The organism is Pseudochrobactrum mosebachae, assembly GCF_048914685.1.
GTDB lineage: Bacteria > Pseudomonadota > Alphaproteobacteria > Rhizobiales > Rhizobiaceae > Pseudochrobactrum.
The window spans coordinates 122521-145704 of record NZ_CP128408.1 but is presented as its reverse complement, the minus strand read 5'-3'; the positions used below and the strand labels follow the sequence as shown (position 1 = coordinate 145704).

Annotated in this window: 21 protein-coding genes and 1 riboswitch; of the genes, 13 read left to right on the top strand and 8 right to left on the bottom strand. The window is 47.8% G+C overall.

Translation table 11 applies throughout. The annotated features are described in order from the left end of the window. Positions 1-45: 45 nt before the first annotated feature. Positions 46-361, bottom strand: a riboswitch (cobalamin riboswitch). A gap of 45 nt (positions 362-406) precedes the next feature. Further along, positions 407-730: a hypothetical protein gene (locus MP213Fo_RS00695; RefSeq protein WP_421089793.1), complete on the top strand. Its 324-nt coding sequence runs from the start codon at positions 407-409 to the stop codon at positions 728-730. Next, positions 717-1982, top strand: a complete 1266-nt coding sequence (locus MP213Fo_RS00690; protein ID WP_421089792.1) for a Glu/Leu/Phe/Val family dehydrogenase — start codon at positions 717-719, stop codon at positions 1980-1982. The genes MP213Fo_RS00695 and MP213Fo_RS00690 overlap by 14 nt, the downstream gene beginning before the upstream one ends. A 467-nt stretch (positions 1983-2449) precedes the next feature. Here MP213Fo_RS00690 and MP213Fo_RS00685 read toward each other — a convergent pair whose 3' ends face one another. Both MP213Fo_RS00685 and MP213Fo_RS00680 read right to left on the bottom strand, forming a co-directional pair. Beyond that, the gene (locus MP213Fo_RS00685; RefSeq protein WP_421089791.1) at positions 2450-2797 is read right to left on the bottom strand and encodes a VanZ family protein; all 348 of its coding nucleotides are present in this window, start codon (positions 2795-2797) and stop codon (positions 2450-2452) included. Then, positions 2798-3148, bottom strand: coding sequence for a hypothetical protein (locus MP213Fo_RS00680; protein ID WP_421089790.1), 351 nt, complete (start codon positions 3146-3148; stop codon positions 2798-2800). Between the two features lie 269 nt (positions 3149-3417). Between MP213Fo_RS00680 and mgtE the strand changes: the two genes are divergently transcribed. After that, complete coding sequence (gene mgtE / locus MP213Fo_RS00675; protein ID WP_421089789.1) at positions 3418-4839, top strand: magnesium transporter; 1422 nt, start codon at positions 3418-3420, stop codon at positions 4837-4839. Positions 4840-5107: 268 nt separating this feature from the next. Continuing rightward, positions 5108-5494, top strand: coding sequence for a MerR family transcriptional regulator (locus MP213Fo_RS00670; protein ID WP_421091174.1), 387 nt, complete (start codon positions 5108-5110; stop codon positions 5492-5494). 99 nt (positions 5495-5593) lie between these two features. Here the strand turns inward: MP213Fo_RS00670 and MP213Fo_RS00665 are convergent, their stop codons facing one another. Continuing rightward, a complete protein-coding gene (locus MP213Fo_RS00665; RefSeq protein ID WP_421089788.1) occupies positions 5594-6553 on the bottom strand; it encodes a heparan-alpha-glucosaminide N-acetyltransferase in 960 nt (319 codons plus the stop codon). 833 nt (positions 6554-7386) lie between these two features. Here MP213Fo_RS00665 and MP213Fo_RS00660 point away from each other — a divergent pair. Further along, positions 7387-8790, top strand: a complete 1404-nt coding sequence (locus MP213Fo_RS00660) for an L-serine ammonia-lyase (protein ID WP_421089787.1) — start codon at positions 7387-7389, stop codon at positions 8788-8790. Positions 8791-8850: 60 nt separating this feature from the next. Here the strand turns inward: MP213Fo_RS00660 and MP213Fo_RS00655 are convergent, their stop codons facing one another. From MP213Fo_RS00655 to MP213Fo_RS00645, 3 genes are all read right to left on the bottom strand, one after another. Continuing rightward, the gene (locus MP213Fo_RS00655) at positions 8851-8997 is read right to left on the bottom strand and encodes a hypothetical protein (RefSeq protein ID WP_421089786.1); all 147 of its coding nucleotides are present in this window, start codon (positions 8995-8997) and stop codon (positions 8851-8853) included. Between the two features lie 149 nt (positions 8998-9146). Then, a complete protein-coding gene (locus MP213Fo_RS00650) occupies positions 9147-9527 on the bottom strand; it encodes a pyrimidine dimer DNA glycosylase/endonuclease V (RefSeq protein ID WP_421089785.1) in 381 nt (126 codons plus the stop codon). Beyond that, positions 9527-10405 carry a BadF/BadG/BcrA/BcrD ATPase family protein gene (locus MP213Fo_RS00645; RefSeq protein ID WP_421089784.1) on the bottom strand — a complete coding sequence of 293 codons (879 nt, stop codon included), beginning with the start codon at positions 10403-10405 and terminating at the stop codon, positions 9527-9529. The genes MP213Fo_RS00650 and MP213Fo_RS00645 overlap by 1 nt, the downstream gene beginning before the upstream one ends. Positions 10406-10952: 547 nt before the next feature. Here MP213Fo_RS00645 and MP213Fo_RS00640 point away from each other — a divergent pair. From MP213Fo_RS00640 to alaS, 8 genes are all read left to right on the top strand, one after another. Further along, the gene (locus MP213Fo_RS00640) at positions 10953-12227 is read left to right on the top strand and encodes an ABC transporter substrate-binding protein (protein WP_421089783.1); all 1275 of its coding nucleotides are present in this window, start codon (positions 10953-10955) and stop codon (positions 12225-12227) included. Between the two features lie 164 nt (positions 12228-12391). Beyond that, positions 12392-13321: a carbohydrate ABC transporter permease gene (locus MP213Fo_RS00635; RefSeq protein WP_421089782.1), complete on the top strand. Its 930-nt coding sequence runs from the start codon at positions 12392-12394 to the stop codon at positions 13319-13321. A 10-nt stretch (positions 13322-13331) separates the two neighbouring features. Beyond that, positions 13332-14171, top strand: coding sequence for a carbohydrate ABC transporter permease (locus MP213Fo_RS00630; protein WP_421089781.1), 840 nt, complete (start codon positions 13332-13334; stop codon positions 14169-14171). Then, positions 14168-15235 (top strand): Gfo/Idh/MocA family protein, encoded by a 1068-nt coding sequence (locus MP213Fo_RS00625; protein ID WP_421089780.1) that lies wholly within the window; start codon positions 14168-14170, stop codon positions 15233-15235. Before MP213Fo_RS00630 ends, MP213Fo_RS00625 begins: the two co-directional genes overlap by 4 nt. 43 nt (positions 15236-15278) lie before the next feature. After that, positions 15279-16280, top strand: a complete 1002-nt coding sequence (locus tag MP213Fo_RS00620) for an ABC transporter ATP-binding protein (RefSeq protein ID WP_421089779.1) — start codon at positions 15279-15281, stop codon at positions 16278-16280. Positions 16281-16443: 163 nt separating this feature from the next. Continuing rightward, complete coding sequence (locus tag MP213Fo_RS00615) at positions 16444-17106, top strand: OmpA family protein (RefSeq protein WP_421089778.1); 663 nt, start codon at positions 16444-16446, stop codon at positions 17104-17106. 335 nt (positions 17107-17441) lie between these two features. Beyond that, a complete protein-coding gene (gene recA / locus MP213Fo_RS00610) occupies positions 17442-18527 on the top strand; it encodes a recombinase RecA (RefSeq protein WP_421089777.1) in 1086 nt (361 codons plus the stop codon). A 542-nt stretch (positions 18528-19069) separates the two neighbouring features. Next, positions 19070-21730 (top strand): alanine--tRNA ligase, encoded by a 2661-nt coding sequence (gene alaS / locus MP213Fo_RS00605; protein WP_421089776.1) that lies wholly within the window; start codon positions 19070-19072, stop codon positions 21728-21730. Positions 21731-21886: 156 nt separating this feature from the next. On the opposite strand, the gene MP213Fo_RS00600 is transcribed toward alaS, so the two are convergent. Then, entirely contained in the window at positions 21887-22366 is a 480-nt protein-coding gene (locus MP213Fo_RS00600; protein ID WP_421089775.1) for an NUDIX hydrolase, read from the bottom strand. A gap of 285 nt (positions 22367-22651) precedes the next feature. Further along, a complete protein-coding gene (gene gpt, locus MP213Fo_RS00595) occupies positions 22652-23149 on the bottom strand; it encodes a xanthine phosphoribosyltransferase (RefSeq protein WP_421089774.1) in 498 nt (165 codons plus the stop codon). Positions 23150-23184 lie beyond the last annotated feature (35 nt).

Genomic DNA, 23184 nt, shown 5'->3' with positions numbered 1-23184 from the left:
TGACAGCAGGTTGCTGCGGGCAGGAGGCCACGCAGACCGGATCTGTCTTAAATGTGTGTATCGGGCAGGTCTCCTGGCTTGCGGGTCAACATCGCCTTCCGGTCTTCCCGAAATGTTGCCATTTCAGTGACTGTTCAGAACAAAAACTCTCTGAACACATGTTTGGTGAATGAAATTCACCGAACAATTGGAAGAAAACTAACCGCTTACAGTTGCGGGGGCAGCTGCGGCTTAAATTACCATCTGAAACTCGTCAGACAGAACAATCGCACCGCATTCCCTCTTAGCTTTTTTGCGACTTTGCAGCGTGTTGGATTGCGCTGGGCGATTGCAGAAAAGAACCACGATGATTGGAATTTGCACTATGAATCAATATTTGTCAATATAGATATAAAGATTTGTTTATATGGATATATCGGTATTAATTTATGCTAAATCACATTTGGAAATAAAATACGCAGCTGTGAATACGCTCTTCGAATCAAAGATTTTACCAATTTCAAATGGTGGAAATGGCAGGATGGGAGCAAAAATTAATTTTCTAATTTGCATGCACGCGTCAGCCTGTGTCGTATTAAGTATCTGTTTTGGGTCTGACATTGTGCTTAATACGCATAATGTCAGCATGGCTGTCATATTTTTGTTGCGCGTAAAGCCATCAAAAGATATGCAAAGCGTAATTTTTCATGCTGCAATCGCAAGAAAGGCAAATTTCAATGACGCAGGATAATCCGCTCGAAAATGCACTCGTCCGTCTCGATGAAGCTGCAAGCCATCTCGAAATAGACGCAGATGTGATCGAAAAACTGAAATTTGCCCGGGAGACGACCAAAGTACGCTTGATGATCCGTATGGATGACGGCTCGCGAAAATCCTTTATCGCATGGCGCTGTCGCTATGATGATACGCGCGGACCAACCAAAGGCGGTATCCGCTTTCATCCGGATTCTACCGCTGAAGAGGTGGAGACACTGGCATTTTGGATGACATTCAAATGCGCGGTCATGAACCTGCCTTATGGTGGCGGCAAGGGCGCTATTCAGGTTGATCCGCGTAAGCTCTCCAAGGCTGAGCTGGAGCGGCTGTCGCGTGCTTATATTCAGGCTTTTGCCCGTATTTTGGGGCCGGACCGTGATATTCCTGCACCCGATGTTTACACCAATTCGATGATCATGGGCTGGATGGCTGATGAATATTCGCAAATGGTTGGTCAGTCCTCGCCAGCCGTTATTACCGGTAAACCGATTGCTTTGGGCGGCTCGCTAGGCCGTGATGATGCAACCGCACGCGGCGGTTTTTATCTCGTTCGCCATCTCGCTGCCGATCTTGGTCTTTCAGAAGAGCTGCATGTTACCATTCAGGGTTTTGGCAATGCCGGTCAGCATATGGCGAGATTGATGGCTGGTGACGGCCATAAGATTGTTGCGGTATCCGATTCTGAAGGTGCTGTTTATTGCGCTTCCGGTCTCGATATTGCAGCTCTGATTGCTGCCAAGCAGAATGGTAACTCAGTGCTCGCAACAATCGGGCATGGTGGCCATGAGGCATTAAACGCAGATGATCTGGTTGGTGTGCAATGTGACGTACTGGTGCCTGCAGCAATGGAAGATATGATCCATGCGCGCAATGCCGGCAGCGTTAAGGCCAAGCTGATTTTGGAACTGGCCAATGGCCCTGTGACAGCCGAAGCTGATGTTATTCTGGCTAAAATGGGTGTTACCATTCTGCCGGATATTTTGGCCAATGCCGGCGGTGTAACTGTTTCATATTTTGAATGGGTGCAAAATCGTCAGTGTTTTTATTGGGAATTGGAAGAAATCCATACCCGTCTGCGCACCATTATGGAGCGTGAAGGCCGTGCAATCTGGAATGTGGCAAAAGAAAAGGGCGTCACAATGCGTACCGCGGCCTATGTGCATGCCTTGCTGCGCCTTTCACAGGCGATTGAGGCACATGGTACACAAAGTGACTTTGTCGCTTAAGACCGCGACGGATGACTTTGTCGCTTAGAACCGCGACGGGTAATTGTGCTCTGTAATACGTTAAACTCTCAAACCTTTATTAAATTAAGCCGCTTACAGTTTCTCTGGAAGCGGCTTTTTGATGTGCCAAACATAATAGCTTTAGATAAAAGTGCAATTTTAAGTTGCAATTGACATCTCTGATATTAAGAGCATTCTAATAATTGTTTATATTTGCGGTCATTGATTAAAATATTTTGTGGAGATGTTTTTTTGAAAAAAATTATTGTAACAATGGTTTCTATGTTGATTATTTTTAGCGCAACAGAGGTAAATGCTGGCGTTTTTTGTGACGACGACGACATCGCTTGTAAAGTTGCTTGTATATTAACAAGTCCAATTTTGAGTATGTTGTGTTAATATTCAAAAAATAGATTTTTAAAAATAAGAGTGTAATATTATCTTTTTATTTCACTCTTATTTTCTATTTAATTTAAAGATTTCTTCCAATATAAAATCAGCTTTCCAACAAAAACACCTGTAATCGCGCCGCAGGACTTAACGATAAAATCGGATAATTCCCCATGCCTATCCGGTGTCAGGCGCTGCATGAGTTCAAAGAGACCTGCAACTGCAATCAGCATAATCAACACGAATAACCAGCGTTTTGGATAGGCCAGACAAAACAATAGTCCTATGGTGGCCAGAGCTAAAAACCGCTCGGTTGTCACATGCCCCGGAATATGCGGACGCAGACCGATCGGGCTAACCGTTACCACCAGCAAAGCTGCCAGCATCAGCCACGCAAGAACAGGTAGTAACGAAAAGTGGCGCATTTAATCCTCATTAACTGGCGGCATTGCGCCATCATCTTCATTGCATGGTATATAGAGCACTTCAGTCAACAAGTTCCGGACTGTTTGTCCAAGTATAAAATCGCGGCCGGCAATTTCATCCACGCCAATGCACCACTGCACACCACGTGACGACAGACCAAATTCATTGGATAGAAAGGAACTCGCATAATCAATGCCATCAGTACAATCCGGTTGTTTGCAAAAGCCGCCATCTTGTGCCAGCTGCCGGAGTGATTGTTTTCCAACCGACATCGTATAAAAATAAGTACCAGTACAGGTTGCCGTTATAACACCAACCACACCAATCAAAGCAATGACCGTTTTTCGCATGAAAACCCTGTTTGTTATCTGGCTTAGGTTTCAATGTATTTTCTGAAACTGCTTTAGCACGGGGTAAACACCTCAAGCCAATTATTTATCTGCTTCACTGATAAACTGTTGCATATCCGACATAGCTGTCAGGATAGCGTCAGGTTTTTATATTTCAGAGCAGTAAAATTGCTTATTGACGTGAAAGCGACTTCTTATAGGGAGCACTTTGCGTTACAGCACTGACCTTGCCTCATAAAAGGCTCTGATCTCTTATTGAAACGGTTCTCATGCAGCACACTGACCTGTCACACAATGTCGATTCTGAAAAAAATATCCGTGAGGATGTTTATGATGAGGACGGTTCGGTCAGTGAAGCTCTGGTTACACGTATTGAGCAGGCACTTGAAAAGCGCGATGCAGATATTCTGCGTGCTGAAGTGCGCGATCTGCACTCTTCCGAGCTCGGCCATTTGCTGGAAGCGCTTAGCGGTGATGAGCGACAGGCTCTGGTTGGTCTGCTTGGCGATGAGTTCGACTTTGAGGCGCTGACTGAAGTTGACGAAGCGATCCGTCTTGGGATCGTGGATGCTATGCCCAATGCGCTGATTGCTGAGGGTATGCAGGATCTCGATTCCGATGATGCGGTTTATATTCTTGAAGATATGGACCAGCAGGATCAGGATGAAATTCTGGCCAAACTGCCATTTACCGAGCGTGTTCGACTACGTCGTGCGCTGGAATATCCGGAAGATAGTGCAGGGCGCCGCATGCAGACAGAATTTGTGGCTGTGCCGCCATTCTGGACCGTGGGGCAGACCATTGATTATATGCGCGAAGATAACGATCTGCCGGACCGGTTTTCACAGGTCTTTGTGATTGATCCTGCCTTTCATCTGCTTGGCACAATCGAACTCGACCGGTTGTTGCGTGTGCAGCGGGTGGTGCGGGTTGAAGACCTGATGATTGAAGCACGCCACGCTATTCCTGCCACTATGGATCAGGAAGAGGCCGCGCAGATTTTCGAGCAATATAACTTGCTTTCAACTGCGGTTCTTGATGAAAATGAACGTTTGGTAGGCGTGCTGACGATTGACGATGTGGTGGATGTTATTCAGGAAGAGGCTGAAGAAGACATCATGCGTCTGGGTGGTGTGGGTGATGAGGAGCTGTCCGACAGTTTCATGACCATTGCCAAATCTCGGTCGCCATGGCTGTTTGTCAATCTGTTTACAGCCTTTTTGTCTGCGTCTGTTATCGGCTTTTTTGACGGCACAATTGAGCAAATGGTGGCACTTGCGGTGTTGATGCCGATTGTGGCCTCTATGGGCGGCAATGCTGCGACCCAAACCATGACGGTTACCGTGCGGGCAATCGCCACGCGCAATATTGATATTCATAATGCGGCCCGCGTTATCCGCCGTGAAGCTGCGATAGGGCTTTTAAACGGGCTGATGTTTGCCATAATGATTGGCGCAGTTGCAGGCTACTGGTTTGATAATTCGCAGCTTGGCGGCATTATCGGTACTGCTATGATTATTAATATGCTGGCAGCAGCTTTGGGCGGTATTCTTATCCCGCTTTGCCTGCATCGTTTGGGCGCTGATCCGGCTATTGCATCGGCAGTCTTTGTGACCACTGTGACAGATGTAATCGGCTTTTTCGCATTTCTCGGTCTGGCAACCTGGTGGTTCGGATTCTCACTTAACTGATCTTTAAATTGCGCATCAATAAAATAATATGATACTTAATTGCGCAATTAAGCATATATATTTTCGTAGTTGTAATTCTAAGGGCTTTGATCTTGATGTCGTAGATTGCAGCCGTAGTAAAAAATGATTAAAAGGCGACTATAGTTCATTTAAAAATGACAGATTTATAACCGGCACTTAAAGCGATTATCGCGTAGTTGCGTTTGCAAGATTGACTTTTACGTAAATGCAGTGTCACAAGTGGGGGAGGAATGAGTTGGTGAACACAATGCGTGAATATTATTCGATTACGGAGCTGACAAGGGAGTTTGGAATTTCCACACGAACTTTACGCTTTTATGAGGATGAAGGGCTTATTCATCCGCTGCGTCGTGGTCGCACACGTTTGTTTCGCCCATCAGACAGGCATTTGCTGAAACAGATTATGCGCGGCAAGCGTCTTGGCTTCGCTATTTCTGAAATTCATGAAATTATTCAGATGTATCGTGAGCCTCCGGGCGAGGCAGGTCAGTTGCGTCTGCTGATCAAGCGCGTAGAAGAAAAGCGCGAAGAGCTGCGTCAGAAACGCCGTGATATTGATGAAACACTCAGTGAGCTTGATCAGGTTGAAGAAGCCTGCATTGGCCGCATGGCCGAGCTCGGCGTGCGTAGCTGATTATAAATTTATCATTGGGAATTTGAGAGGGTGGCCTGAGCGGCAAACGCTCAGGTAGGATCGCAGCGCTCGCTACAGATTATAGAGTTTTGACTTGCTCTAGAAGACAGGCTCGCCCTCTTGTGCTTTCGCCACGCATTGCAGTGAGATATCGCCTAATTGCTGGCGGTCTTCATTGCTCGCATTACGGTTGGACAACAGGCTTGTAACCTGTTTGTTCTGAATAGTTTCAAGCATGCAATTGCAATATAAATTGCAGAGTTGCGGGTCGCTTTCAATACTGCATTGTCTGTTGCATTGGCTGATGAAATTCGCTGCCTGAATAGAAGGTGAAGGCGGAACAAGTTGCGAAGCGATAAAGATCAGCCCCATCAAGACCGGTTGGTGCACAAGATAGAATACAAGGCTGTGCCTGCCTATAAATGTAAGGCTGTCGTGCAACCATTGCGGTCTGACACCACCTTGCAGCCAGCTGAGCGTACCGGTTTTCAGCATGATCCGGGCGGCAGACATGCCGAGCAAAACGGCACCAAACCATGGAAAAAGTGGCACATAATCATTAGAAACCGGATTACTGGTGGAAAGACCAACCCACCAAAGCGCCGGATGATCAAAAATCTCGAACCGCAATGTTGCAGGCGCCGCAATGATTGCGGCTGCAGTAATGATTGTCAGCCACACTGGTACGCGCAAAAACAACAAGCCTATTAGGCTGGCAAGTGCGATCTGATGCAGTATCCCGAAAAAGATAAAGCCTTGCGGAACAAAAAACCATGTCAGGGCGCTGATCATGGCGGCCGCAATGGCTACTTGTGCAAAGCGCTTGAAAAATGGCTGCCAGCGAATGGCGCGTCCATGGGCAAGCACCAGACTAAAACCGACCAGAAAAAGAAAGCTGGAAGCAATGCAGCGGGCAAAAATTCGCCACCAGCCTTGACTGGCGCTACCCTGCTGTAAATAACCGAAAAATTCGAGATCCCAGCCAAAATGATAAATTGCCATAGCAATCAGTGCCACACCACGGGCAATATCCAGCCTGCCAAGCCGTGGCTTTAGCATTGGTTGTGCTAGGGAAGCGGGGTTGCTGGCAGAGATATTATTAGCCAAGTTGATGACTGCTTTCTGGGTGCTTATTGAAGTGGAGGTTTTAAACGAAAAATATTCAGTTTTTTAAAATTTGACTATGTGAATATAAACAGATCGACAATGGAGACAAGTCCGGCCAACCTCTGTTGTGCCTGTCGTATTTTCGCCTTAATGGTAAATGCAATCACATTAAATAACGATAATAATAAGCTGAGTTATAATAATAAAATCTCCTATGGTAAATTTGCATAGCTGCTATGTCATGGTTTGGTCGCAATTGCGGATTGCTTCTCGCACTGCTCTCGATTATAAATATGCTACAGGCATAGCAATGAATGCGGTGTGGACTCGAAAGAATAAGAGACTGGAACAGAGTAAATATTCCATGGATGAAACAGTTCAGAAGTCCTGTTGGGGCGTAACCCTTTGGGCGGTTGTAGGTTTGGCTGCTCTAATTTTGTTGGCCTATTTATTCTCCGTTTAAAAACGGAACCTAAAAACAAATTCAGTATTTATAAAATCACCGGTGCGTTATCGCCCGGTGATTTTTTATTAAGCGCGCGTATGCAGCAGAACTTAATTTTTAGGTACGGATTCATCTCTTCTACATTGTATGATGAGCAGTCATTCTGTCGCTTTATTGCGTATTTCGGTGTATTTTGTACATGCCAACACCATATTAAATGACACACTCGGTTTGATCCTGTTTTACAGAACTGCATAACCGGCTATATAAGATTTAATGTTGCGAAATACGCGGCGGTTGAGCCTGCGTTATTTGAGAAATGAAAGAGCGGTAATCTTCCATGTTCCTGTCAGTTTTTGATCTGTTTAAAATTGGCATCGGGCCATCGAGCTCCCATACTATGGGGCCTATGACGGCAGGGCATCAGTTTCTTAAAGAGCTGAAAGACGGCGAGTGGCCACGACCGCATAATGCCAAAGTTACGCGCCTCAGAGCATCTCTGCATGGCTCGCTGGCATTTACCGGTATCGGGCATGCCACAGACCGCGCGGTTATTCTCGGACTTTGCGGTTTTTTACCTGCCAGTATTGATCCTGATAAAATGGATGATCTGCTGGCCACAGTCACAGCCGAGCACAAAATACGACCGCAGGGCCATCCCGCCTATGATTTTGATCCTAAAGCCGATCTGGTTATGGATCGTAAAGTGGCGCTGCCGGGTCATGCCAATGGTTTGGCGTTTGAAGCACTTGACCGCGATGGCCGCGTATTACTCCGGCGTGTTTACTATTCAATCGGCGGCGGTTTTATTGTCACCGAAGAAGAGTTGAACGCGACCCGTATCAGCGGCGGCAAACAGCAGGTTGAGGAAAATGTGCCTTATCCTTTCTCTTCAGCCAAGCAGATGCTGGAAATGTCGGTTGCCAGCGGGCTTTCGATTGCCGAAATGAAGCGTGCGAATGAAGAAACCCGCATGAGCCGTGAAGAGCTTGATGCAGGGCTGGATAAGATCTGGGATGCCATGCGCAGTTGTATTGAGCGCGGGCTGACACAGGAAGGCATTATGCCTGGCGGCCTTAAAGTGCGCCGCCGCGCCAAGCAGTTGCACGATAGGCTGAATGAAGAATGGCGTCTCAACCGCCATAATCCGCTGCTTGCCAATGACTGGCTGTCTGTTTATGCGATGGCGGTTAATGAGGAAAACGCAGCCGGTGGCCGTGTGGTTACTGCGCCGACCAATGGTGCGGCAGGTGTTGTGCCTGCGGTTATGCGCTATTATCTGCATTTCCATGAGGATGCCGATCAGAAGGGTATCCGTGATTTTCTGCTGACCTCTTCAGCCGTTGGTGGCATTATCAAGCATAATGCTTCGATTTCGGGTGCCGAGGTTGGTTGTCAGGGTGAGGTTGGTTCGGCTTCAGCAATGGCGGCAGCCGGTTTGGCCGCAGTATTGGGCGGCACACCGATGCAGATTGAAAATGCGGCAGAGATTGCACTTGAGCATCATTTGGGCATGACCTGCGATCCGATCGCCGGCCTTGTACAGGTGCCATGTATTGAGCGTAATGCTTTGGGCGCCGTGAAGGCTGTCACCGGCGCTTCACTGGCCGTAAAAGGCGACGGTACGCATTTTGTGCCGCTTGATGCCTGTATTGAAACTATGCGTCAGACCGGTATGGATATGAATGAGCGCTACAAGGAAACCAGTCTTGGTGGTCTTGCTGTGAATGTGGTTGAGTGCTGATCAGACTAATATTGTTAAATAAAAAGGCGGCTCATAAGCCGCCTTTTTAGTAAGTAAGTTTTACTTGTGTTTTACCGCAGCTTTGACAGCGGCGGCAGGCTTGGCACGCACGGCTTTCTTTGCCTTAACTGCCGGCTTTTTGGCAGCAGTTGCTTTTTTGACTGTCGTTGCCTTTTTGGCAGGGGCACAGCTTGTAAAATTAAACATATTGAATACACCCTTTTAATATTGATGTTTGCGTAAATTTATAGGTTTTAAATGCTTACAATATTAGCCTATATTGTAGTTGTAAATTTTCGGTAAAGTCAATTATTACAGGTATTTAAGTGTGTTTTTGAAAGTAAATTATAAGAATCCTAATTCTTATTCAGGCGCTCGGCAATTCTTTCGCGATTAATGCGCATGGCATCATCATCCGGTTGCCAGTCAGCACACCAGTTGGCCGGTATATCTTTAATCAGGTGGTCGGTTTGCTGGTAGGATGGCTGATAGCCACGCTGCAACATTTCATCAATCAGCGATTGCTGGCGCTGAACCAGAAAACCTAAACGCGGATAGAAAAACCGCACATGGCCTTTACCCAATGTGTAGCTGCGCGGATTCCGCGGATCATCCGGCTTTTCACCGCGCTCGATGGCCGCACGGGCCAGCGCGAAAATACGTGGCAATTCACGATATTCAGCCACCAGATGCGGCCCTGTAAGTTCTTGTGGCGGAATGCAATTAATACGGGTCATCAGTCTGCAGTAATTTCTGAGTTCAATTTAGCTGCCAGTGCAACAGCGCCGGTTAAGGCATCAGCCAGCGGGGGGCGTAATCGTTGCTGATAGCGTGGCGACAGACGCGGGCCATAAAGCGCCCCAAGTCCGCCGATGAGCGATAAAACCGGTTGCTGATCGCTCATTGAGGCATCAAGGGCTGCTTCAATAGCTGCAACAGACTGGTTAAGGATTTTTTCTGCCAGCGGATCATTTTGGGCGGCATATTCGAATATTAATGGCGCATAACGGCCAAAATCATTGGGTTTTGCATCATGAGCAAAACGCACAATGGCATGGGGTTCATTGTTGAACTGCGTAAGCAGTGCATTCACCAGCGGGGTACGTTGATAAATGCCGTCATAGGCCAACAGGGATTCTTCAAGCAATTTCTGGCCGAGACGTGCTCCGCCGCCAAGGTCGCTGACTTTAAAACCCCAGCCGCCACGCATGGTAATCTGCTTATTCTCACGTGAAATGGTCACAGAACCGGTACCAAGTATAACCACCACACCGTCCTGATCACCAATGGCACCTTGCAATGCGATGATACCGTCAGAGACAACATGGCTTTTGGCAAAGGGCAGGGCCTTTTGCAGCTCTTGCGCTACACCGGATACATTGGCTCCGGCAAGGCCGAGACAGGCAGTAATGCGGCCATAGGCATGGGCAGGCAATTGGGCTGCATGCAATGCAGCATCGGTTGCAGCAAGGATGCTGACAACAGAACTTGCCATATCAGTCATGATATTGGCAGGACCACTTTGCCCGGTGCCGAGAATTTTACCGGTAGGATCTGCAATGGCCGCACGGCAACCGGTGCCGCCGCCATCAATGCCTATTATGTAGTCTGCCACATCACGTCTCCCGATTCTCATTGGTAATTTATACAGGTATTTTTAGCTGCAACACATATTGCTGGTTTTTAAATCGTTTTAATTTTTAGTTTCTGGCTAAATAACCTTATGGAGACACGATGTGAGTCGTATCATAACTGCAGGCAAGCCAATTTGAATTGGTATTCACCATTGGTCTTTTGCGATGATCCATGTGGTTTGTAAAAATAAGACCAATATTGGCAGTTCAATAAAACTTGTAACCACAGATGCAACTATCAGTGATAAAATCTTTGCTTTCGCTGGACAGCAAAAGATATTTACGCATTACTCTGTTGGAGGACAGAATTTGCGGTCGGGAGAAGAGGTCTCAAAGTATGGAGCGAAAAATAACGGCTATTTTCGATATTTCTCGTTTCAATATTTAAATATCTTATATCGCTAACGGATCGCTCTGTTCATAGCCTGCAAGTTAAAATTTAAAACAAGACAATATCCGGAGCAACCGGAAACAGAGCTGAACACGTTTCATAAGGCGCCGGAGTTGGGGTGCCGCGGGGAGAATGTCATGACTATACAAAAATTCAGTGCTGCATTGCTGGCATCTAGTGTGCTTGGTGCAGGATGTTTTGGTTTGGTATCCGCCGCATCGGCTGAAGATGTGACGCTGACCATTGAAAGCTGGCGTAATGATGATCTGCCGATCTGGCAGGAAAAACTCATTCCGGCTTTTGAAGCTGCCAATCCCGGCATTAAAATTACCTTCAACCCTTCAACGCCGACAGAATATGATGCGGCGCTGGGTGCCAAGCTTGATGCCGGTACTGCAGGCGATATCATCACCTGCCGTCCGTTTGATAAATCACTGGCACTGTTTGATAAAGGCCAGCTCGCCGGCCTCGGTGATCTTGAAGGTATGAAAAACTTCAGCGATGTGGCAAAATCCGCATGGCAGACCGATGATGGCAAAACACCGTTCTGTGTGCCTGTTGCCTCGGTCATTCATGGTTTCATCTATAATAAAGATGCCTTTGAAAAGCTTGGTATCACCGCGCCTAAAACCGAAGAAGAGTTTTTTGCCGCTCTTGATAAGATCAAAGCTGACGGCACCTATATTCCGATGGCTATGGGTACTAAAGATCTCTGGGAAGCCGCAACCATGGGCTACCAGAATATCGGCCCAACCTATTGGAAGGGTGAAGAAGGCCGTAAAGCCCTGATCGCCGGTACACAAAAACTTACCGATGCTGACTGGGTAGAGCCGTTCAAAACTCTTGCTCGTTGGAAAGACTATCTGGGCGACGGCTTTGAAGCGCAGACCTATCCGGATAGCCAGAACCTGTTTACGCTTGGTCGCGCTGCGATTTATCCGACAGGCTCATGGGAAATCAGTGTTTTCAATCCGCAGGTTGATTTCCAGATGGGGGCATTTGCCCCGCCTGTGCGTAAGGATGGCGACACATGCTATATCTCTGATCACAACGATCTGGGCATTGGCATGAATGCCAAGACCAAAAACCCTGAAGCTGCGGCCACATTCCTTAACTGGGTAGCATCAGACGAATTTGCTACTATTTATGCGAATGCTCTGCCGGGATTCTTCAGCCTGTCTTCCAATGAAATCAAACTGGAAGATCCGCTGGCAGCTGAAATGGTTGGCTGGCGTAAAGATTGTAAGTCGACCATTCGTTCGACCTACCAGATCCTTTCACGCGGTACACCAAATCTGGAAAATGAAACCTGGATTGAATCTGCCAATGTTATCAATGGTACAGTGACAGCTGAACAGGCCGGCGAAAAGCTGCAAAAAGGTCTCGACAGCTGGTACAAGCCTGCGAAATAACAATTGAATGAAGCCATTCGCTCTGCTTTTGCACCGTTCAAATTTATTTCAGTATAAATTGAACATTGCTCAGAGCGGGTGGCTTTTTTAAAAAAGCGGTATCTGGTTGTAAGTAATTTTGAACAGCTGAGCGATGATTGCTTAATGGAAAGCATAGAATAAATATGGCGCGAAATTCTGAGGTTAAATCGCCGTTCCGCTGGCATATTCTGGTGTTTCTGGCACCGGCAGTGCTGGTCTACACCGTTATCATGATCCTGCCGCTTTTCGGTACAATGCAGCTTTCGCTGTTTCGTGTTGAAAATCAGCAGAGCATGTTTGTCGGTTTACAGAATTTTCGCACATTACTGGGGGATGAACGCTGGTCTGCCAGTTTCTGGAATGCACTTGGTAATAATACCTGGTTTTTTGTCATTCATATGCTGGTGCAAAACCCGATTGGTATTTTGCTGGCGGCCTTGCTAAGCCATCCAAGATTGCGTTTTGCTGCTTTCTACCGTTCGGCAATTTTTATCCCGACCATTCTCTCTTTCGTGATTGTCGGCTTTGTATGGAAACTTATCCTGTCTCCGCTTTGGGGCGTGGCGCCTAATTTACTGGATCTGGTAGGGCTTAAAAGTCTGTTTGCACCTTGGCTGGGTCAGGAGAAATATGCTCTGACCACGCTGGGTCTGATCTCGGTGTGGCAGTTTATCGGTATTCCGATGATGCTGATTTATGCCGCACTTTTGTCTATTCCGGATGAGATTATTGAAGCTGCCGAATGTGACGGCATCACCGGTGGCGCCCAGTTCTGGAAAATTAAGCTGCCGCTGATCCTGCCATCAATCGGTATTATCTCGATCCTCACATTTGTTGGTAATTTCAATGCGTTCGATCTGATCTACTCAGCGCAGGGTGCGCTGGCAGGGCCTAATTACGCCACAGATATTCTCGGAACTTTCATGTTCCGCACTTTCTTCGGTTTCCAGCTTCAGGTTGGCGACAGAAACATGGGTGCCACTATCGCCTCGCTGATGTTTTTCATTATCCTGATTGGTGTCTGCGTCTATATGTTCGGCATTCAGCGGCGTTTGCGCCGCTACCAGTTCTGAGGATCAGCCCATGAGCCGCGCCAGCCAATCAACCACCCGCTCGATTGCAGCCCATGCAATCCTTATTCTCTATACGCTGATTGCTCTGTTTCCGGTGGTGATTATCATCATCAACTCGTTCAAAACCAAAGCGGCAATCTTTCGCTCGCCTTTATCATTGCCCAATGCCGAAACCTTCAGTCTGGTCGGCTATCAGACCGTTATGACACAGGGCAATTTCTTCGGTTACTTTCAAAATAGTTTGATTGTTACCGTGGTGGCAATTGCATTGGTGCTGGTTTTCGGGGCTATGGCAGCATTTGCACTGTCTGAATACCGCTTTCGCGGTAACACGCTGATGGGGCTATATCTGGCTCTGGGAATTATGATCCCGATCCGCCTTGGCACAGTGTCTATTCTTGAGCTGATGGTGGCAAGCGGGCTGGTTAATACGCTGACCTCGCTGATCCTCGTTTATACCGCGCAAGGCCTGCCGCTGGCGATTTTCATCCTGTCCGAATTCATGGGGCAGGTGTCTAAAGATTTGAAAGATGCCGGCCGCATAGACGGTTTGAGCGAGTATCGTATCTTTTTCCGCCTTGTGCTGCCGCTGATCCGTCCGGCCATGGCTACTGTTGCGGTGTTTACAATGATCCCGATCTGGAACGATCTGTGGTTTCCGCTGATCCTTGCGCCGTCTGAACAAACCAAGACGGTTACGCTGGGTGCACAAATGTTTATCGGGCAGTATGTAACAAATTGGAATGCGGTTCTGGCGGCACTGTCGCTGGCTATTCTGCCGGTTCTGGTGCTGTATTTCATATTCTCCCGTCAGTTAATACGCGGTATTACCGCAGGAGCAGTCAAATGAGTGATAATGGCGCAAAAGTGCTTCGCGTTATGGTGGCAGGTCTTGGTAATATGGGGCTCAGCCATGCGCTGGCCTATCATAATAATCCGGGCTTTGAGATTGTGGGATTTGTCAACCGTTCGCAGGTGAACTTGCCTGAAGAACTGCGCTCTTATCCGCTGGAAAAAAATTATGAGGAAGCCCTGCAACGCCTGAAACCTGATCTGGTTTGTGTTGCCACTTATTCAGACAGCCATGCGGATTATGCCATTATGGCACTGGAAGCGGGGGCTGACGTTTTTGTGGAAAAGCCGCTGGCAACAACAGTTGCTGATGCGGAACGCGTGGTTGAAAAAGCCAAGCATACCGGACGCCAATTGGTAATCGGCTATATTTTGCGCCATCATCCATCCTGGATGAAGCTGATTGAAGAGGCACGCTCGCTTGGTGGGCCATATGTTTTTCGTATGAACCTCAACCAGCAATCAAGCGGGGCGCATTGGCAGACCCATAAACAATTGATGAAAACCACCTCGCCGATTGTCGATTGCGGCGTGCATTATCTGGATGTGATGTGCCAGATTACCGATGCCAAGGCAGTTGAAGTGCGCGGCATGGGGGTTCGCCTGTCGGATGAAATTGCAGAGGGCATGTATAATTACGGCCATCTTCAGGTTCTGTTCGATGACGGCTCTGTGGGTTGGTATGAGGCGGGTTGGGGGCCGATGATGTCTGAAACCGCGTTTTTTGTTAAAGACGTGATTTCACCGAAAGGCTGCGTTTCCATTGTTATGGAAGAGGGCGCCAGTTCGTCTGACATTAATACCCATACCAAAACCTCTGTTATCCGTGTGCATCAGGCAGAAACCGGTGCAGATGGCAAATTCAAACGCGAAGATCAATTGCTCTCAATGGAAGGCGAGCCGGATCATCAGGATTTGTGCGACCGTGAACAGGCTTTTATGCTGAAAGCAATCCGTGAAAACATTGATCTCACCCGCCATATGGACGATGCAGTACAATCTTTGCGAATTTGTTTGGCAGCGGATGAAAGTGTGCGCAGCGGACTGGCCGTAAAGCTCTGATATTGCGCTTTTTGTACTGATTTATTCTGACAGGAAAACGACTTTGGGAACTCTGAAACTCAATAATATCCGCAAATCTTACGGCCCTGTCGATGTAATTAAGGGCATTGATCTGGATGTGCGTGACGGTGAGCTGGTCGTTTTTGTCGGGCCTTCCGGTTGCGGTAAATCGACATTGCTACGCATTATTGCCGGTCTTGAAGATGCCAATTCCGGTGAAGTACGCATTGATGATCAGGTGGTCAACCAAACACCACCCGCCAAGCGCGGCATTGCCATGGTGTTTCAGAGCTATGCTTTGTACCCGCATCTTGATGTGCAATCCAATATGGGGCTTGGCCTTAAACAGGCTGGTAAGCCTGCGGCTGAAATTGAAGCGCGGGTCAAGCAGGCCTCAAATATGCTGTCGCTTGAAAGCTATCTGAAGCGTCGTCCCGCAGAGCTTTCGGGCGGGCAGCGCCAGCGCGTGGCAATCGGTCGTGCTTTGGTACGTGAGCCTAAGCTGTTTTTGTTCGATGAACCGCTTTCCAATCTTGATGCTGCTTTACGTGTTAATACACGGTTGGAGATTGCCAAACTCCATCGCCAGCTTTCCGCAACCATGATTTATGTCACCCATGATCAGGTAGAAGCGATGACACTGGCAAATCGCATTGTGGTGTTGAATGCCGGTCAGATTGAACAGGTTGGCGCACCGATGGATCTTTATAATGCGCCGGATAATGAGTTTGTAGCTGGTTTCATCGGCTCCCCTAAAATGAATATTTTTGATGCCGGCACTCTCAGCGACGGTCAGGTAAAGCGCATTGGTGTGCGGCCGGAGCATATTACGCTTGATAGCAATAGCGGACAGTGGAAAGGCTCTGTGGTGCATGTTGAGCAGCTTGGTGCGGATACCAATGTGTATCTGGATACCGAAGAAGCGGGCCTGCTGACTGTGCGTATTTTCGGCCAATATGCTGTAGAGCCGGGTTCGGTTATCTATGCGACGCCTGTAAAAGATAAGATTCATCGCTTTGACGGCGAGGGGCGTGCTATCCGCTAAATTTGTGTGACCTGTTTTTGCTTTCAGGAACTATCAAAACTGTTCATCTGACAGTAAATATGGACTTCAGAGAGAAGAATTTGACCTTCGGACAAAAATTAATCACCATAGCGCCGTATTTGCCGTTATCCTGCGGCATATCTTGAATCAGGAAATTTGAACAATGTTGAAAAAACTTGCTATCGCCGCGACCACAGTTACATTTTTGGCTGGTTGTACAACTGACCCTTATACAGGTGAGCAGAAGGTTTCCAACACCGCAGGCGGTGCAGGCATCGGTGCAGCTGTAGGTGCGCTTGGTGGTTTGATGGTTGGCGGCTCGAAAAACGCACAGCGCAATGCTGTACTGATCGGCGCCGGTATCGGTGCTTTGGGCGGCGGTGCAATTGGCAACTATATGGACCGTCAGGAAAATGAACTGCGCGCGCAGCTTCAGGGCACCGGCGTTTCCGTTACCCGTAATGGCGATCGCATTATCCTGAATATGCCTTCCAGCATTACTTTTGGTACGGATCAGGACGTTGTGATGTCACAGTTCTATCCGACACTGAATTCAGTGGCGATTGTTCTGCGTAAGTTCAACCAGACATTGGTGGATATTAAAGGCCATACCGATTCAACCGGTTCTGCCTCGCATAACCAGCAGCTTTCACAGCGTCGTGCGGCTTCGGTTGGCAACTATCTGAGCGGTCAGGGCATTGATGGCCGCCGTTTTGCAATTATGGGCTTTGGTGCCACGCAGCCGGTTGCTTCAAATGCTACACCGGATGGACGCGCCCAGAACCGTCGCGTGGAAATCGAAATTTCTCCGCTCAAAGGCGTATAATCACATCCTATAAATGTGCATTCATAACCGCTCCGAAAATTTCGGGGCGGTTTTTTGTTGCCTGATAATATGTATAGAATCAGCAGCCGGATATGGTCTGATTTAGGATGCGGTTCGAATCGCTGTTGGTATGGATTTGTTGACTATAGGTTTTGATTTAAAGATTCATTTTTTAGTTATGAATAATTTATAATTTAGAACATGATGAGAACAAAATATAAATATTATTTTAAATCAATGGCTTGTGCCTCTTGTTAGTTGAGAACAAATAGGATACATATATTCCATAAAGTTTCATTCTGCGGACTTCAAGTGACACAAAGGGATGGTGTAAAATGTCTCAGAATTCATTGCGACTTGTTGAGGATAAATCAGTGGACAAAACAAAGGCTCTGGACGCGGCACTGTCTCAGATTGAGCGTTCTTTTGGTAAAGGCTCGATCATGCGCCTTGGTCGGAATGACAAGGTAGTAGAAATTGAAACTGTTCCTACCGGTTCGTTGTCTCTGGATATTGCGCTTGGTGTCGGCGGCCTGCCTAAAGGTCGTATTGTTGAAATTTACGGGCCTGAAAGCTCGGGTAAAACAACGATGGCGCTGCATACAATTGCAGAAGCTCAGAAAAAGGGTGGTATTTGCGCGTTTGTAGATGCGGAACATGCGCTTGATCCGGTCTATGCCCGTAAACTGGGTGTTGATCTGGAAAATCTGCTGATCTCGCAGCCGGATACCGGTGAACAGGCTTTAGAAATTACCGATACGCTGGTGCGCTCCGGTGCTATTGATGTTCTGGTTATCGACTCGGTTGCTGCTTTGACACCGCGTGCGGAAATTGAAGGTGAGATGGGCGATTCTCTGCCGGGTCTTCAGGCGCGTCTGATGAGCCAGGCTCTGCGTAAGCTGACAGCCTCGATTTCGCGTTCAAATACCATGGTCATCTTCATTAACCAGATTCGTATGAAAATTGGTGTGATGTTTGGTTCGCCTGAAACCACAACCGGTGGTAATGCGCTCAAATTCTATGCGTCTGTGCGTCTTGATATCCGCCGTATCGGCGCGATTAAAGAGCGTGATGAAATCGTAGGCAACCAGACCCGTATTAAAGTTGTTAAAAACAAGCTTGCACCACCGTTCAAGCAGGTTGAATTCGACATCATGTATGGGGCCGGCGTTTCCAAGAACGGTGAATTGGTCGATCTTGGCGTGAAAGCAGGGATTGTTGAAAAATCCGGCTCATGGTTCTCCTATAATTCGCAGCGTCTGGGGCAGGGTCGTGACAATGCCAAAAACTTCCTGAAAGAAAATCCGGAAGTGGCCAATGAGATTGAACTGACTTTACGTCAGAATGCTGGTCTCATTGCTGAGCAACTGCTTGATGGCGGCCCTGAAGTAGACGATGCACCGGATGCCGCAGAAGCGTAAATCTGTTTTTCTGCTTTATGAAAAATAAAAAACGCTCTCGAGCATTTCACTATCAAGTTGAATCAACTTGATAGGTATGACAATGCGATAAATCTAAAATCTAGAGCGAGCGCTACGATCCAACCTGATCGTTACCCGCTCTAGAGCATTTCACTCTCAAGTTGAATCAACTTGATAGGTATGACAATGCGAAATCTCTAAAATTTAGAGCGAGCGCTGCGATCCAACTTTATCGTTACCCGCTCTAACCATATTCAGACACATGTAAATTGTGTGCAAATATTGAAAATGCCCCGTATCGCATGAGTGATGCGGGGCATTTTGTTACAGATAGGCCTGTAATCCTTGTGAATATCTGGACAGTGCATGATCATCTGTTTAAAAGCAGGGCAAATGCAATGGCTGCTGAGATTTACCGACAGTGCTGGCTTGTTTATACAAAGCTGCAAGTGACGGTAGCGCAGATGAAAGCCTGAGCTTATTCAAGAGATGTGGGTCGTATAAAGCACGGCCAAAACACGGGTGAAACCCAAAGGTGAACAATGAGCGGCGTTAACGAAATCAGGTCAACATTCCTCGATTATTTTCGTAAGAACGGCCATGAGGCGGTGGCGTCAAGTCCGCTTGTGCCGCGTAATGACCCGACCCTGATGTTCACCAATGCCGGCATGGTGCAGTTTAAAAATGTGTTTACCGGTTTGGAAGCCCGTCCGTACAGCCGTGCGGCCACTGCACAAAAATGCGTGCGTGCCGGTGGCAAGCATAATGATCTGGACAATGTCGGCTATACCGCACGTCATCACACTTTCTTTGAAATGCTGGGAAATTTCTCTTTCGGCGATTATTTCAAAGAAGAGGCGATTACATTTGCGTGGAACCTGCTCACTAAAGAGTTCGGCCTGAACAAAGACAAGCTATTGGTCACTGTTTATCATACTGATGATAATGCAGCTGACTATTGGAAAAAAATTGCCGGTCTTTCTGATGATCGCATTATCCGTATTGCGACCAATGATAACTTCTGGGCGATGGGGGATACCGGCCCATGTGGTCCTTGTTCCGAAATTTTCTACGATCACGGCGACCATATCTGGGGTGGACCTCCGGGTTCAGCTGATGAAGACGGTGACCGTTTCATCGAGATCTGGAACCTCGTTTTCATGCAGTTCGAGCAAATTTCGAAAGAAGAGCGTATTGATCTTCCGCGTCCGTCGATCGATACCGGTATGGGGCTGGAGCGCATTGCTGCAGTTTTGCAGGGCGTGCATGATAATTATGATATTGATCTGTTTAAAGCACTGATCCGTTCATCTGAAGAAGCAACAGGTGTGAAGGCTGAGGGCGCGCAGCGTGCCAGCCATCGCGTGATCGCGGATCATCTGCGCTCGGCCAGTTTTCTGATTGCCGATGGTGTTTTGCCGTCGAATGAAGGCCGCGGTTATGTTTTGCGTCGCATCATGCGCCGTGCCATGCGTCATGCGCAGTTGCTGGGTGCCCGTGATCCGCTGATGTGGCGTCTGCTGCCAACTCTGATCCGCGAAATGGGGCAGGCCTATCCTGAGCTGGTACGTGCCGAAGCGCTGATTTCTGAAACGCTGAAACTTGAAGAAACCCGTTTCCGAAAAACGCTGGAGCGTGGTCTTGGCTTGTTGAGTGAAGCCACAGAAAATATGAGCGAAGGCCAAAGCCTTGATGGCGAAACAGCATTCAAGCTTTATGATACATATGGTTTCCCGCTTGATCTGACACAGGATGCTTTGCGCCAGCGCGGCATTACCGTTGATACGGACGGTTTCAGCAGTGCAATGGAGCGCCAGAAAGCCGATGCGCGTGCCAATTGGTCCGGCTCCGGTGATGCTGCGACTGAAAAAGTCTGGTATGCGGTACGCGATAAAGTCGGCACGACAGAGTTTCTCGGTTATGATACTGAGAAGGCTGAAGGTGTAATTACTGCGTTGGTGCGTGATGGCAACGTGGTTGATAAAGCCGCTAAAGGTGAAACGCTGAGCCTCGTTGTCAATCAAACGCCGTTTTATGCGGAATCCGGTGGTCAGCAGGGCGACCGCGGCTTTATTTATGGTGAAGGCTTTGTCGTTGAAGTAACAGATACTCTTAAAAAGGCTGACGGCGTTTTCATTCATCAGATTGTGGTCAATGAGGGCGAGATCAAAACCGGTGATGCGGTTGAGCTTGTTGTTGACAGCACCCGTCGCACACGGATCCGCTCTAACCACTCGGCAACGCATTTGCTGCATGAAGCGCTGCGCGAAACGCTGGGCAATCATGTTGCGCAGAAAGGTTCGCTTGTTGCGCCTGAACGTCTGCGTTTTGACTTTTCACACCCGAAGCCGATTTCAGAAGAAGAACTGCGTAAGGTTGAAAATCTTGCTAATGAAATCATTCTGCAGAACTCTTCCGTCTCAACCCGTTTAATGGCTGTTGATGATGCGATTGAAGCTGGTGCAATGGCATTGTTCGGCGAGAAATACGGTGATGAAGTTCGCGTGGTTTCTATGGGAACCGCAACGCAGGGCGATAAGGCCGGAAAAACCTATTCGCTGGAACTTTGCGGAGGCACACATGTGCGCCAGACCGGTGATATTGGTTTGGTACGCATTGTTTCTGAAGGTGCCGTTGCCGCCGGTGTCCGCCGTATGGAAGCGCTGACCGGTGAGGCTGCCCGCCTTTATCTTGAAGAGCAGGATGATCGGGTTAAGGCCATTGCCGGTGCATTGAAAACCACGCCTGCTGAAGCGCTTGACCGTGTGAACAGCCTGATTGATGAACGCCGCAAACTTGAAAAAGAACTGACCGAAGCCCGCAAAAAACTGGCTTTGAGTGGCGGCTCTTCAAAGAGTGATACTGAAACCAAAACGATTAATGGTGTTCAGTTCATGGGGCGCAGCGTTACTGGTGTAGCCCCAAAAGATCTGAAGCCTTTGGCTGATGAAGGTAAAAAGGCTCTTGGCTCAGGTATTGTGGCCTTTATCGGCGTGAGTGAAGATGGCAAAGCCAGCGCTGTGGTTGCTGTTACCGATGATCTGACATCGCGTTTTTCCGCTGTTGATCTGGTTCGTGTGGTGTCGGTTGCGCTTGGTGGACAGGGCGGCGGAGGTCGTCCGGATATGGCGCAGGCCGGTGGCCCTGACGGTAGCAAGGCAGAGGCAGCGCTTGCTGCTTTGGCTAAAGCAATCGAGGGGTAATTCACTCCTTATAATCAAACAAAAAAGCCGCAGGATTTATCCCGCGGCTTTTTTGCATGAGGCTCATTTCATTGCATGTAATTAATAAAATTGAATATTAACCTACAAAAACGCACATGCCGCCACCAGAATTAATGCTCTGATAATATAGCCGGCTTATTTCTGGTAAATCTGTACAGGCAGGTTCATCAGCAGGTGTTTCAACTCTGGCTCGGCCACACGATCTGCTGCCTCATCTGGTGAAACCCACTCACTGATACGCTGGCCGCGCTCTGGCCATGTCTTTGCCATGCGCTTGAATTCAACCGCATAAACATTGACGGTGAAGCTCGGAATAGCTTCCGGAGGCAAATCATATTTCATATAATCAAACTGACCGATCGGATCAGGATCAACCGTGCCGCGAATGCCCGATTCCTCAAAGGCTTCACGCAACGCCATATCATGTAGAGTTTTGCCAGCTTTAGGCCAGCCTTTAGGGATAATCCAGCGTCCGGTGCCGCGGCTGGTAATAAGTAGAATTTCAGGGGAGGAGCCCGGATTTCGGTATACTAAAGCGGCAACCTGAAGGAGGCGCCCTGCAGCGTTTAAAATCCGTTTATCTGTAGCAATGATTCCACTTCCTTGAATATTCACCGGACGTATTTACCTTCTTATTAATTTTGTTGGCGCTTATAACTGCGCAGTATTTTTATAATTTTATACATAAGTATATTAATGTATTTATTCGAGCTTTTAACACCATCAATGTGGTTTTAAATTGACAGTATCTTGTTCGTGCTTGAGTTTAGACCGAGTATTATTTTCTTCATAGTCATTTAAGTGTTTTATTATTATCCTATGCGCCTCCCATTATAGCGCATAGGATAAATTATTGTCTATTGTTTCGCATATACTGTGCAGAAAAGTGATTTATACACTTTAACCGCGGTGCCCCTTGGCAATTGGTTCCTGATAAGTGAAGCCCATGTCCCAAGGAAAGTAGATCCAGGTATCCTGTGAAACTTCAGTTACGAATGTATCAATCAGCGGTCGCCCCTGAGGTTTGGCATAAACGGTTGCGAAATGTGCTTTTGGCATCATTTTACGGACGATCTGTGCGGTTTTACCGGTATCCGTCAGGTCATCGATAACCAGAACGCCTTCGCCACCATTTTCAAGCAGTTTGTCACTGATATGTTTAATGACCTGCAATTCGCCTTGCTCACTGTAATCATGATAGGATGCGATACAGACGGTTTCGATCATGCGAATGCCGAGCTCTCGGCAAATAATCGCGGCCGGCACCAAACCGCCACGAGTAATCGCAACAATAGCATGCCACTCTTTACCCTGGCCGGAAATGCGCCATGCGAGTGCGCGGGCATCGCGATGAAATTGGTCCCAGGAAACGGGGAAAGCTTTATCAGGCAAGGACATCGAAATGCTCCGTCAAATAGACTGTTCTGACGCAG

What these genes read in the sequence shown, in the direction of transcription:
- MP213Fo_RS00695 (WP_421089793.1), top strand. Translation starts at nt 407, where the DNA reads ATGGATATATCGGTATTAATTTATGCTAAATCACATTTGGAAATAAAA.
- MP213Fo_RS00690 (WP_421089792.1), top strand. Translation starts at nt 717, where the DNA reads ATGACGCAGGATAATCCGCTCGAAAATGCACTCGTCCGTCTCGATGAA.
- MP213Fo_RS00685 (WP_421089791.1), bottom strand. Translation starts at nt 2,797, where the DNA reads ATGCGCCACTTTTCGTTACTACCTGTTCTTGCGTGGCTGATGCTGGCA.
- MP213Fo_RS00680 (WP_421089790.1), bottom strand. Translation starts at nt 3,148, where the DNA reads ATGCGAAAAACGGTCATTGCTTTGATTGGTGTGGTTGGTGTTATAACG.
- mgtE (WP_421089789.1), top strand. Translation starts at nt 3,418, where the DNA reads ATGCAGCACACTGACCTGTCACACAATGTCGATTCTGAAAAAAATATC.
- MP213Fo_RS00670 (WP_421091174.1), top strand. Translation starts at nt 5,108, where the DNA reads ATGCGTGAATATTATTCGATTACGGAGCTGACAAGGGAGTTTGGAATT.
- MP213Fo_RS00665 (WP_421089788.1), bottom strand. Translation starts at nt 6,553, where the DNA reads ATGCTAAAGCCACGGCTTGGCAGGCTGGATATTGCCCGTGGTGTGGCA.
- MP213Fo_RS00660 (WP_421089787.1), top strand. Translation starts at nt 7,387, where the DNA reads ATGTTCCTGTCAGTTTTTGATCTGTTTAAAATTGGCATCGGGCCATCG.
- MP213Fo_RS00655 (WP_421089786.1), bottom strand. Translation starts at nt 8,997, where the DNA reads ATGTTTAATTTTACAAGCTGTGCCCCTGCCAAAAAGGCAACGACAGTC.
- MP213Fo_RS00650 (WP_421089785.1), bottom strand. Translation starts at nt 9,527, where the DNA reads ATGACCCGTATTAATTGCATTCCGCCACAAGAACTTACAGGGCCGCAT.
- MP213Fo_RS00640 (WP_421089783.1), top strand. Translation starts at nt 10,953, where the DNA reads ATGACTATACAAAAATTCAGTGCTGCATTGCTGGCATCTAGTGTGCTT.
- MP213Fo_RS00635 (WP_421089782.1), top strand. Translation starts at nt 12,392, where the DNA reads ATGGCGCGAAATTCTGAGGTTAAATCGCCGTTCCGCTGGCATATTCTG.
- MP213Fo_RS00630 (WP_421089781.1), top strand. Translation starts at nt 13,332, where the DNA reads ATGAGCCGCGCCAGCCAATCAACCACCCGCTCGATTGCAGCCCATGCA.
- MP213Fo_RS00625 (WP_421089780.1), top strand. Translation starts at nt 14,168, where the DNA reads ATGAGTGATAATGGCGCAAAAGTGCTTCGCGTTATGGTGGCAGGTCTT.
- MP213Fo_RS00615 (WP_421089778.1), top strand. Translation starts at nt 16,444, where the DNA reads ATGTTGAAAAAACTTGCTATCGCCGCGACCACAGTTACATTTTTGGCT.
- recA (WP_421089777.1), top strand. Translation starts at nt 17,442, where the DNA reads ATGTCTCAGAATTCATTGCGACTTGTTGAGGATAAATCAGTGGACAAA.
- alaS (WP_421089776.1), top strand. Translation starts at nt 19,070, where the DNA reads ATGAGCGGCGTTAACGAAATCAGGTCAACATTCCTCGATTATTTTCGT.
- gpt (WP_421089774.1), bottom strand. Translation starts at nt 23,149, where the DNA reads ATGTCCTTGCCTGATAAAGCTTTCCCCGTTTCCTGGGACCAATTTCAT.